Raw genomic sequence first — 12,056 nt, forward strand, 5'->3', positions numbered from 1 at the left:
AAAGCGCGAAATCAAGAGGTCAAATTCTTCGTCAAACACCCCGTCTGACGCATCGCCCTCGAGAAACCTTATATTCTCCCGGTTCCCCGCGCGTTTTTGAGCCAAGGCCAGCAAGGAAGTTGAGATATCAACCCCGGTCACTTTGTGACCAAGGTCGGCAATCATCAACGAGGTTTCACCCGAGCCACAGCCAACATCGAGGACCGTTTGCGGGGCACTGCCTTCTAGGCCAGAGGCCTGCATCAGGGCTTGGGTGAAGCCAGCCAGCATCGCGTCAATATCGACTTGCCGCCTTGTCCAACGTTCCCCCGCAAATGTGTTCCAAAGTTCTTTCTGCGCTTGGTTTTTACCTTCAGACAAGCTTGCTCTCCCGACCGGCCCAATAGCGGTCGCGTAGCAGCCGCTTATACAATTTACCGGTGGGATAACGCGGCAATTCCGCCATAAAGTCAATGGAGCGTGGTGCCTTTACATGGCTGATGCTGGCGCGACAGAAAGCCAAAAGTTCGGCCTCTAAGTCGGGGCCAGCATCGTCCATATTCATGGGCTGAACCACGGCTTTGACTTCTTCGCCAAATTCTTCGTTCGGCACGCCAAATACCGCAACATCGGCGACTTTGGGGTGGGTAACCAACACATTTTCGCTTTCTTGCGGATAGATGTTCACCCCGCCAGAAATGATCATGAACGCCTTGCGGTCTGTCAGGAATAAGAAACCTTCCTCATCGACATAGCCAACATCGCCCAAGGTCGACCAGCCTAACGCATGGCGACTTTCGGCGGTTTTTTCCGGGCTATTGTGGTATTCAAACTGTGGGCCATTGGCGAAGAAAACAGTCCCCGACTCCCCAGTCGGAACCACCTCGCCATCTTCGCCAACAATGCGCAGTTCACCTAAAAGGGCTTTGCCGACGCTGCCCTTTTTGCGCAACCAATCCTGGGGCGAAATGGTGCAAAAGCCATTTCCCTCCGTGCCTGCATAATATTCGTGGATGATCGGGCCCCACCAGTCCATCATCTGCTGCTTGATCGCCACAGGGCAGGGGGCAGCGGCATGTACGGCCATTTTGAGGGAAGAGAGGTCGTAAGCTTTGCGGATTGCTTCCTCGAGTTTCAGCATGCGCACAAACATGGTGGGCACCAATTGGCTGTCGGTGATCCGGTGCCGCTCTACCGTGGCCAAATAGGCCTCCGGCTCAAACTTCTCCATCACAACAACGGTCCCGCCAATTTTATGGACGGACATGCACCAGCGCAGCGGTGCAGCATGGTAAAGTGGGGCAGGGGAGAGATATTGGCTATCTGCCGTAATACCATAAATGGCCTGTGCCATCATTTGCAGGGCATTGGGTGAATCAATTGGGGCGCCGGTTAGTGGAATTTTGATGCCCTTTGGCCGCCCTGTCGTGCCCGATGAGTAGAGCATGTCAGCCCCGGCGCTTTCGTCAGCGATGGGATCAGAGGTCTGGCCATCACGCGCTTCGGCGTAGTTTGCATGACCCTTCGCCGCACCGCCAATCACCACGACTGGGATACTAACCCCAGCATGGCGCATCGCATCTTCTGCCAGTGCCAAGAAATTTGCCCCGACAAACAGCATCTTCGCATGAGAATCGGTTAAAATGTAAGCGATCTCATCAACTTGCAGCTTGGTGGACAGACAGGTGAAATAGAGGCCCGAGCGCTGGGCACCCCAAGCAATTTCAAAATATTCTGGACAATTGTCGAGAAGGACCGCGATCGCATCGCCCGCCTTAAGACCGTGGCCGCGCAAAAGATTGGCGACTTGATTGGATCGCGCATTGAGCTGCGCATAGCTTAACGACTGGCCAGAGCCTGCCATAATGACAGCGGACTTGTCTGGCGTTTGAGCTGCATGGTGTACTGGATGCATGGACGACTCCCATCGTGCGAGATTCTTTGCGATCTCGGCGCGTATCTAGTCGTGGCATCGCACAGCCAATGTTGCAAGTCAGGAACCTGTGAACCCAAAATTGTGACCAATGTGCAACAGCTAGCCCCCATAGGCGGCGAATTAGCCTGTCGAAGGGATGATTGTGTCAGGGGTCGACTTGAAACCCGGGGTGCCGAGGATCACATGCCCCCCCGAGGGTGTGTACCCACTCAAGAGGAAAAATCATGGAAATTTCAATTCGCGCGATGATTATCGCGATGGGCGCTGCCGCTTTGGCGACGCCAGTGTTTGCGCAGGAAGCCCCTGCAACCAAGGAAGCCGAAGTCGTTGTTGTGACGGGTACCCGAGTTGCTGCACGTTCTGCCTTAAGCACCGCAGCTCCCGTTGACGTTGTGTCATCCGCACAATTGAGCCAGCAAGGCTCGCCCGAGTTGAACCAGCAATTGGCCACTGCCTTGCCAAGCTTCAACTTCCCCCGTCCAGCCATCGTTGATGGTACCGACTCTGTGCGTCCAGCAACCTTGCGCGGCTTGGCCCCAGACCAAACCTTGGTGCTCGTCAATGGCAAGCGTCGCCATACGGCATCCTTGGTGAACATCAACGGCTCAATCGGCCGCGGTTCATCTTCCGTTGACTTGAACACCATCCCAACGGGCATCTTGGAATCGGTTGAAGTGCTGCGCGATGGCGCTTCGGCACAATATGGTTCGGATGCAATTGCTGGCGTGATCAACTTGCGCCTGAAGCAGCGCCGCGAGGGTGGCAATGTCACGGTTTCCTATGGCCAACGCCAAACCACGGTAAACACCGATCCTGCACCACCATTGCCAAACGGCACCACGAACTTCACCGCCGCGAACATTATTGCTAACCCAAGCTGGCAAACGATCCGCTCGCGTGATGCAAACGATGGTGCGACCACGACGGTTAATGCCTGGGTTGGTTTGCCTCTGTTTGAAAATGGTTCTTTGACCATCGCGGCAGAAATTCAGAACCGCGAGTCCATCAACCGCCAAGGTTATGACACCCGCCGCCTGTACAATTTGCTGCCGAGCGGCGCGCTGGACCCGCGCGAAGCCACCATCAACCGCTGGAACCAGCAATATGGCGACGGTGAGCTGATCCAAGGCACGTTGTTCGCCAATGCCAGCATCGATTTGACCGACACCACCCGCCTCTATGGCTGGCTGAGTGCTCAAGGTCGCGATTCTACTTCGGCAGCCTTCTTCCGTTGGCCAGCCGATAGCCGCAACGTGGTTGAAATCTATCCAAATGGCTTCTTGCCCAAGATCAACTCTTTGATCAGCGACAATTCTTTCGCTATGGGTATGGAAACCAAGTGGAATGGCTGGGATGTCGATCTCAGCGTCAACCGCGGCTTCAACGAAATGGAATTCGTGATCCGCGATACGTTGAACCGTTCTTTGGGCGTTGCGAGCCCAACTTCGTTCAATGCAGGTGGCTTTAACAACACCCAAACCGTCGTCAATTTGGCGGCTGTGAAGGGCTATAATGTTGGTTTGGCTTCGGACTTGAACGTTGCAGTTGGTCTAGAAGCCCGTCGCGATCATTATGAAATCTTCGCGGGCGAGCCTGGCTCTTACTTCCAGCAAGGTACTTTTGTTGCTGGCTCCCAAGGCTTTGGTGGCTTCAAACCCTCCAACGAAATCGGCGTATCGCGTGACGCCATCGGCGGCTATATCGACTTGGAAGTCAATGTAACCGACGCTTTGTTGGTTTCGGGTGCCGTTCGCGTTGAAGACTACACCGACTTTGGCAACAATGTCAGCGGCAAAATCTCGGGTCGCTATGACTTCAACGAGATGTTCGCCCTGCGTGGTTCGGTTTCCAACGGTTTCCGGGCTCCAAGCTTGCAACAGCAATTCTTCACTGCCTCGTCCACCAATGTGGTTGCAGGTGTGCCTCTGGAAATCTTGACCGTGCCATCGACATCACGAATTGGTCGCGCTTTGGGCGGTACAGAGTTGAAGCCCGAGGAATCGGTGAATTACTCACTCGGCGGCGTGTTCCGCTTTGGTGATTTCAACGTCACTTTGGATGCTTACCAGATCGAGTTGAGCGACCGGATTGTGTTGTCGGAAAACTTGAACCAGCCAGCGGTCAGCACCTTGTTGGCTGCTAATGGTATCGTTGGCATCAACGCCGTGCGCTTCTTCTTGAACGGTGTGGACAGCACCACCAAGGGCGCGGATTTGGTTGCAAGCTATCGCCTGCGCACCGACTTTGGTCGCTTTGACTTTACCGGTAGCATGAGCGTCAATGAAACCAAGTTGGACAAGACCCCAGTTATTCCGGCCTTGGCCGCAATTGGCTTGACCCCAACCCAATTGTTCAACCGGATCAACACGCTGACGCTGACCGAGGGCCAGCCAAAGCAAAAGGCTTCGTTCAACACCAATTGGAGCCTTGGCAAATTCGGTGCGACCTTTAAGGCCACGTATTATGGTGAAGTGACCGAGCCAGGTACCGATGCCGCACGTGATATCAAGCTGACCCCAGAAGTCTTGTTTGACATCGAAGGCCGCTACAAGCTGACCGATAAGATCAGCCTGACCTTGGGCGTAGAGAACGCAACCGACGTCTATCCACGCAAGACGCCAGGCACCACGGTCCTGACGCCTTCGACCTTCACGACCTTGAATAACTCTGGCGCAACAGCCTTCTCGCGTTATTCGCCATTCGGCTTCTCTGGCCGTTATGTGTATGGTCGCGTTTCGCTCGACTTCTAATCGGCAAGACAGCCGTTAAATGGAAAGGCCGCGGTGGTGACACCGCGGCCTTTTTCTTATTGGGTCTACAGCAATCTATCGACGGCAGAGCACGTCTTCCAGATTACCATTGCGATCTTGGCCCGAATAAACCGCATCGCGTAGGCCTTGATCGCGGCAGAATTGGTTTGCATCAGCTCGGCCACCAAACTGACCTTGTGAGATGGTCCCTGGAAAGAAAACGGTCGCGCGGCCTGTTGTTGTTTGCCCATTGTAGCGAGGTGGGCTGGTGTAGCCACCCCCTGGAGGGCCAAAACCGCCTCCACCGAAACCGCCACCAAAGCCGGGATTACCAAAGCCGCCGCGGCCGACGTAACGCACCGAGGAAATGCGCCCTTTGAAGGATTCAAGATTCGGGATGCGGTCGCTATAGGTGCGGCAGCGGCTTCCATAATCGGGATCGAGGCAGACCTGCCAGTCCCCGCGCGCGATCAGGCTACCGGCTGCTTCGTCGAAATTGAGTTGGCGCAAATCGGGGACATCGCCGGTAATGGTCACTGCCTGCCCGCGGAAGTCGGTTCCGGCATAAAGGGTGATGGAGGGGCGGCTGCGGTCAAAGCGTTGGGCTTCAGCAGCAGGGGCGCTGGCCAGCGTGGTCAGGCCGGCGAGGGCAAGTATCAGAGCTTTCTTCATCTTCAGTCTCCTGAGGCAAGCTCCAAGTCCGAGTGCTTGGGGCGATGACACTTCTTTAAAGCGCGCCATCTGAACGACCTGTGAGGTTGCCATTTCACTTCCGTTCATGTTTGGCGCACCGGCAGCAAACAAAGAAGGGGCAGTCAGCGACTGCCCCTTGGACTTCGACCACCATGCACTTTGCCCTAATAGGCCAAAGCAGTCCCATCCTTGCGACTCTCGGTCGCTGCCTCATAGGCGCCGGTTTTTGGGTCGCGCTTAATGGCCTGATAGCCGCCAAAATCACCATCTCCGCCACTCACCGTCCAACCCTTTTGGACAAGGCCCGCACGGGTTGCATCAGGATAGCCAGACTCAAGAGCAACACGTCCCAGCCCAGGCTTACAGCCACCTTCAGGTTCGCAGCCCCCTTCATGCCGCCAACGAGGCGCATCTCCTGCGGATTGAGTGTCCAAGCCATAATCGATCATATTCACGACAATCTGGGTCTGACCTTGCGGCTGCATCGCCCCGCCCATGACGCCAAAAGCCATGAAGGCTTGATTATCCTTAGTCACAAAGCCAGGAATAATGGTGTGGAACGGGCGTTTGCCGGGCGCGTAGACATTGGGTGAAGCCGGATCGAGCGAGAAGGCCTCGCCCCGGTTTTGGAACATGAAGCCCAATCCATCCGCAACCAAACCAGAGCCCATGCCGCGGTAATTGGACTGGATCAACGCAACCATCATCCCGCTGGAATCTGAAGTCACCAAGAAAGTCGTGTCGCCCTTTTCAAACTGACTGGGGTCACCGGCGCTGACTTCAACTGCGGCTTTGTTAGGATCGACCTGTGCGGCACGGCTTTTCAAATAGGCCGGATCAATCAGCCCTTTGGTCGGCACTTTGGCAAAGGCGGGATCGGCTAAGAATTTGGCGCGATCTTCAAAGGCAAGTCGTTTGGCTTCAATCTGCAAATGCAGGCTTTCTGCCGTGCCAAAGCCCGCCTTGGCCATGTCAAACTGATTGAGGATGCCCAGCATTTGCAGTGTGGTTACGCCTTGGCTATTGGGCGGCAATTGCCAGACGTCATAGCCGCGATAATTGACCGAAATCGGCTCGACCCATTCGCTTTTGTGGGCGGCAAGGTCGCTGGCACGCAAAGGCCCGCCAATACGTCGCATATAGGCATCAATTGTCTGCGCGATTGGGCCTTTATAATACGCGTCGCGTCCCCCGCGCGCGATTAAGCTCAAGGTCTTCGCAAGATCGGGGTTTTTGAAGACTTCACCCGCTTTCACTGGGCCATTGGCGAAATAGGTTTTGCGCGCATTGTCAAACTCTTCCACTTCGCCCGCCTTAGCCCGTTCATCGAGCCGTCGGAAATTGCCTGCCATATAATGAGCAATCATGGGCGGGACGGGCGTGCCTGCTTCGGCATAGGCAATGGTTGGTGCCAAGACCTTGGCCATGGGCAATTTGCCAAACCGACTATGCATGGAAAACCAGGCATCAACGGCCCCGGGTACGGTGACGGTCAGGCTGCCAAAGGATGGACGGCTGCCCGGCACACGTGTCTTAATCTTGGTTTCGCGGGCGGCGCGGTCAGCAAGGCTCATGCCCATCGGTGCTCGGCCAGAACCATTGATGCCATAGAGTTTTTGTGTCTTGGGGTCCCAGATTAAGGCAAACAAGTCGCCACCAATGCCATTACCCGTAGCCTCTAATAGTCCCAAAGCCGCATTGGCCGCGATGGCGGCATCTACGGCGGTACCACCTTGTTTGAGTGTATCAATCGCAATTTGGGTTGCGATTGGATGGGCGGTGGCTGCGGCCCCATTCATACCATAAGCCGGGCTGCGGGTGGCAAAAGCTGGCCCTGCAATGCGGTCTCCAGGCCGGACGATACCATTATGGGGACTCGTTTGGGCGTGGACACTTTGGAGCGGTGCAAGAGCGATACTGCCTGCAAGGGCGCAGGAACCGATTTTCTGCCAGAAATATCTTGATATGTGCATGCGCTTGGACCCCTTCAGCCTGGATTTTGGGAGACTGTAAACAAGATTGTGATCCACGTCATCTAGCGCGTCTGCCACCTTGGCAAAGGGTTTAACCTGTGGTTGGATCGAGCTATGATTAAACATATTATTGTGCGCACCGCTTCGTTTTTTTGTCTTTTGCTTTTGATTGCTTTGCCAGTTTTACCCCAAACGGTGGACGCGCAAGCTATCAGTCAGACGCGGCCGATCGCTGCAAAGCCTCCCGGCGCCGTGTGGCCTTGGGAAGGCTCTGATCTTAAGCCCAGTAAGGATGTGATTTATGGTGTGCTGCCTAATGGCATGCGCTATGCGATCCGGCCCAATAAACTGCCGGAAAAGCAAGTTTCTCTGCGCTTCCGAATTGATGTGGGCTCAAAGCACGAGCGCGATGATCAACGTGGTTTTGCCCATTTCATTGAGCATATGGCCTTTAACGGTTCCACCAATATTCCCGAAGGTGAACTGACCAAAACCATGGAGCGCTTAGGCGCAAGCTTCGGCAGCCATGTGAATGCGCATGTGACCCTAGAAGAGACCATGTACAAGCTAGATATCCCCAGTGCCGATGGTGGCCGTTTGGATACCGCGCTCTCGATTTTTCGTGAGACGGCAGATCGGCTGTTATTGAAGGATGAAGCCATCAAACGCGAGATCGGGGTCGTTATCTCTGAAATGAACGATGGCAATGGGCCGGGGCGGAGGATTGGGAGACAGGTTAGCCAGTTCTTGCGTCCCAAGGATATCGCAACCCTGCGCGAGCCCATTGGTGTGAAAGAGGTTATAGAAACGGCAACTTCGGCTAAAGTTCGCGAGTTTTATGAGACTTGGTATCGCCCCGAACGTGCCATCTTGGTCGTGACTGGCGATGTCGATGTGGAGGCAACAAAGGCGCTTATTGCGGCTAAGTTCTCAGATTGGAAGCCCAAGCTTCCCAAAGCCCCTCCCGAACCCGACAATGGCTATTGGGAGACAACGCCACTTCAAGCCAAAATCATTGTGGAACCGGAACAGCCGATTGTTGTGATGGCCACGCTCACGCGCCCTGATGAGACCGATTATGGCGACCTCGATACGAGCGAGAAGCGCAAATGGTCATTCCGACAGTCGGTCGCCGAGAGTGTTTTTCAGCGACGATTAGCGCGACTACAATTGGTCGATAACCCGCCGACACTGGGCGTCTTTTACCAAAATTCAGCTGACGAAAACGGCCTTGTGGCAACTCTTACTGTCATGCCAAGAGAAGACGCGTGGCAAGAAGCGTTGAAGACCGTTGTGCTTGAGATGCGACAAGCAGTGGCAACGGGCTTTACCGCAGCAGAGATTGAGGAAGAAATCAAAGAAGGCAGGCTTCGCCTCGAGCGCGCCATCAAGGAAGAGCCGACACGAAGAACCACAGGAATAGCCGGCACGTTGATCGGCAGTTTGGGCGCAGACGCGATCATTTTAAGTCCGCAGGATAATCTGGCTAATTTTGAGCGTTGGGCCGTCGAGTTAACGCCAGAAGTGGTCAACAGCACGTTTGCTGCTTGGTGGCAGGGGGCTGAGCCGTCGTTGGTTATGCTCAGCAAAAAGCCCGTTGAAGGCGGGGAAGCCGCTGTCATGGATGCTTGGAAGTCCGCGATGGCCGCACCATTGCCAACGCGTGAAGTCGCCCAGAAGGCTGAGTTTAAGCCCTTAAATCTCGGCCCCACAGGCAAAATCAAAAAAGTCGAAGACCTGACATATCCCAAAGCCAAAGTGGTAACTTTCGAAAACGGGGTGCGCCTTTCGTTCATGCATACCGACTTCACCAAAGACCGTGCGGCAATCCGAGTTGGGATTAATGCGGGCTATTTGGCTTTCCCGCAGGATGATCCCCATTGGTCCGGATTTGCCGACGCTGCTTGGGGTGGCGACGGAGTGGGCGCGTTGACTTTGGATCAATCCATTAGCGCGTTCGCTGGTCGTTCCACGTCACTGGCTTCTGTGCGGATAGACCCAGACACACTGGAAATGTTTGCGAGCCCTGCGATCGCAGATCTGTCAGAGCAATTGCAAGTAATGTTGAGTCAAGTGGTAGAGCCTCGTCTTGGGCCACGACCCGCCCGACTGGCACGTGATGCGCTTAAAGCAAGTTGGGATTCCTACACTCAAACCGCTTCGGGCGTCTATGCGTTCTTTGCGCCAACCTATTTTGAGACGGGTAACCCAATCTATGCTGAACCAAATCTTCAGGCCTATCTTCAGAGCGATGACGAGAAAGGCAAAGCAAGACTAAAGCGTTTGCTGAATGAGGGTACAATCCATGTTGTGGTGGTTGGGGACGCCGATTACGAGACCGTTGTTGCTGCAGTCGCCAAGACCTTTGGCACCTTGCCAAAGCGGGCTGGCCTAACCCTAGACACCAAGCAGTTGGCGACGATTAAATCGGTGCCTACTGGAAAACCTGCGCGCATTTTGACCCATAAGGGGCCGCCAGAGCAGGCAATTGTCCATGTATCCTGGCGTACCAAAGGCGGAATTGATCCGTTCGAGGCCGAGCGCTATTTCGTGTTGGCAAGCATTCTCCAGCTGCGCTTAACCGACAAGGTGCGTGAAGCGGCGGGCCAATCCTACTCGCCAGACGGTGGATGGACTTTCTCAACTCTCGCAGATCTTGGTCGCTTTTATGCCCACGCGTCGGTTACGCCAGATCAAGTCAAGGCTGTAGAAGCTATCATTGATGGGATCGCGGCAGACTTGGTGAAAAATGGCGTCACGCAGGATGAACTCACCCGCGTGATAGAGCCAGCCGTCAAGGGTCGTCCACGCACCCGTCAAAGCAATAGTTTTTGGTCATTCATGCTGTCTGAACTGGATGCGCCAAAATTGCCCGGATCGCAAAGTGGTTTTGTTCGCGACCGCGAAGCAGAAACCGAAGCGCGCCTTCTTGCCATAACGCCCGCGCAATTGCACGAAATTGCCAAGCGCAATCTCGTGCCACAAAACACGATCCGCATTCAGGTTTTGCCGGAAACACCAGTAAAGCAGGAGACTGGGGCCACCCCTGCCAAACCGTAAATCAAGCCGGAGGCTTGATTTGCCAATCTGGGCGGCGTAGCGGCCATTGCTGGCGACTGGCAAAGCCAAAGGGCCGCGAGGGTGAGCATGCAGATGGATAAGAGCGACACGAAAGGTGAGGGGCGAAAGCCGCATCGACGTGGCCTGCTCTTGGGCCTGTTGCCCGTACTGTTGGCCGGAAAGGCTGATTGGGCCCTTGCATCTGTTTCGGGCTTTGAAGACGGAGCGGGCAGGCCAGCGGTTCGCAAGCTTCGCCAATCTGGAGCGGACTTTGATCGGGTTCTGAAAGTTGCCACCCAGATCTGGGGCGTCTTGGGCCGCCCCCAAGAGACGCTTGTGGTTGGTATGATCGATACAAAGGGGGTGCGCGCTGAGGTCACCTCCGGTGGCCGATTGTGGATGACAACGGGTTTCCTAGAAGCATGCCAATTAGAGGCAGAACTGGCTGTCTGGCTCAGTCAGCGTGCAGGTGCGATCGAAACCAAAGCTAGCGGCGAAGCCATAGACCGGATTGCCTTAGAAACCCTCCTTGCAGCAGGCTATGACCCGCGCGCCGTTGTAAGCCTTTGGGGCCGCTGGGCTGCATCCAAAAGTTTGCGCAATTCCAGCGGTTTCGCAGATCTCCCTTTGTCACCTGTTCGTCTTGCCAGATTGCGCGCCCAGATCGAGAAATTGGGCTATTTGGTTTGACGTGTGCTGACGCAAAACACCGATTTGAACACTAAAGGACTTGAAGAAATGGGGCGGACAGTATATCCCCCGCCCCCTCGCATGTGTGCCGTGGTAGCTCAGTTGGTTAGAGCGCCAGATTGTGGCTCTGGAGGTCAGTGGTTCAATTCCACTTCACGGTACCATGCGAATTCGGTCCATATCTTCACAGGGTTATGGACGGCTGCAACAGCGCTCCTTTTTTGGCTGAGGGTTGAGCCTTCCCCATGATACAGCCGAACTTATGATCCTGCGCTCTCAAGCTTCGATTCTCATTGTTGGTGCTGGTCCGGTTGGCCTGTGCGCGGGTGTTCGGCTGTTACAAGATGGGTTTCAGGTCAGGATACTTGATTCAGGCGTCAGGGGCGCAGGCTGGGCTTCTGGTGGCATGCTGGCCCCACTTTATGAAATGGCCGCAGACCCGGCCTGCCCGGATGCCTATCTTCAATTTGCGATGGAAAGTGCTGCTCTTTGGCTCGAGCTTGCAAAAGCAGGTGATATTGCGTTGCAAAGCCCGACGCACTTTGTCGCGCGCAGCGACAGCGAGTGCATTGCACTGGAGAAACTTGCTGACCGCGCGGCAGCCCATGGGCTGGAGGTCAAGTCCGCAAAAGTTCCCGAAGGCCTAAATGCCATGGCCGCCTTTGAGGCGCCGAATGAACGGGCTCTAGAGCCGCGCGCGGCCTTAAAGCGCCTTTGCACCCTGTTTCAGTCTCTGGGTGGCGAATTTGTCCAAGGCCAGGCGCAAAAAATCGGCCCAAATTGGGTTGAGTTGGCCAGTGGGACCCAGCTTGAATCTGAACTCATCATTTTGGCAAATGGCTTTGGTGCGGCACGCCTGGCGGAGTCAGTGCCAATCACGACCGCCCTCAGCGCTGTGAAGGGGCAGATGCTACGTGTTGCGCATGCAGACTTATCAAGCCCTATCATACGCGCTGGTCGTCTCTATCTTTTATC

Annotated in this window: 8 protein-coding genes and 1 tRNA gene; 5 read left to right on the plus strand and 4 right to left on the minus strand. The window is 55.2% G+C overall.

Features of this window, described 5'->3' with window-relative positions; translation table 11 throughout:
- Nucleotides 1–360: class I SAM-dependent methyltransferase (locus IOB61_RS16115; protein WP_290818904.1), on the minus strand; the 360-nt coding region annotated here is incomplete at its 3' end.
- Complete coding sequence (locus tag IOB61_RS16120; protein ID WP_290818906.1) at nt 353–1,894, minus strand: acyl-CoA synthetase; 1,542 nt, start codon at nt 1,892–1,894, stop codon at nt 353–355. The genes IOB61_RS16120 and IOB61_RS16115, both read right to left, overlap by 8 nt.
- Before the next feature lie 245 nt (nt 1,895–2,139).
- Between IOB61_RS16120 and IOB61_RS16125 the strand changes: the two genes are divergently transcribed.
- On the plus strand, nt 2,140–4,665 hold the full coding sequence (locus IOB61_RS16125) for a TonB-dependent receptor (protein WP_290818908.1): 2,526 nt from the start codon (nt 2,140–2,142) through the stop codon (nt 4,663–4,665).
- Between the two features lie 75 nt (nt 4,666–4,740).
- On the opposite strand, the gene IOB61_RS16130 is transcribed toward IOB61_RS16125, so the two are convergent.
- Both IOB61_RS16130 and ggt read right to left on the minus strand, forming a co-directional pair.
- Complete coding sequence (locus IOB61_RS16130) at nt 4,741–5,337, minus strand: beta/gamma crystallin-related protein (RefSeq protein WP_290818910.1); 597 nt, start codon at nt 5,335–5,337, stop codon at nt 4,741–4,743.
- Between the two features lie 185 nt (nt 5,338–5,522).
- Nucleotides 5,523–7,331 carry a gamma-glutamyltransferase gene (ggt, locus tag IOB61_RS16135; RefSeq protein ID WP_290818912.1) on the minus strand — a complete coding sequence of 603 codons (1,809 nt, stop codon included), beginning with the start codon at nt 7,329–7,331 and terminating at the stop codon, nt 5,523–5,525.
- A 114-nt stretch (nt 7,332–7,445) separates the two neighbouring features.
- On the opposite strand from ggt, the gene IOB61_RS16140 reads away from it, so the two are divergent.
- The 4 genes from IOB61_RS16140 to IOB61_RS16155 all read left to right on the plus strand — a co-directional run.
- Entirely contained in the window at nt 7,446–10,391 is a 2,946-nt protein-coding gene (locus tag IOB61_RS16140; protein WP_290818914.1) for an insulinase family protein, read from the plus strand.
- Between the two features lie 93 nt (nt 10,392–10,484).
- On the plus strand, nt 10,485–11,081 hold the full coding sequence (locus tag IOB61_RS16145; protein WP_290818916.1) for a hypothetical protein: 597 nt from the start codon (nt 10,485–10,487) through the stop codon (nt 11,079–11,081).
- A gap of 87 nt (nt 11,082–11,168) precedes the next feature.
- Nucleotides 11,169–11,245: transfer RNA gene (locus IOB61_RS16150), tRNA-His, on the plus strand.
- A gap of 68 nt (nt 11,246–11,313) precedes the next feature.
- Nucleotides 11,314–12,056: FAD-binding oxidoreductase (locus tag IOB61_RS16155; RefSeq protein ID WP_290818918.1), on the plus strand; the 743-nt coding region annotated here is incomplete at its 3' end.

The sequence above is a fragment of the Aquidulcibacter sp. genome, from assembly GCF_020253525.1.
Lineage (GTDB): Bacteria > Pseudomonadota > Alphaproteobacteria > Caulobacterales > Aquidulcibacteraceae > Aquidulcibacter.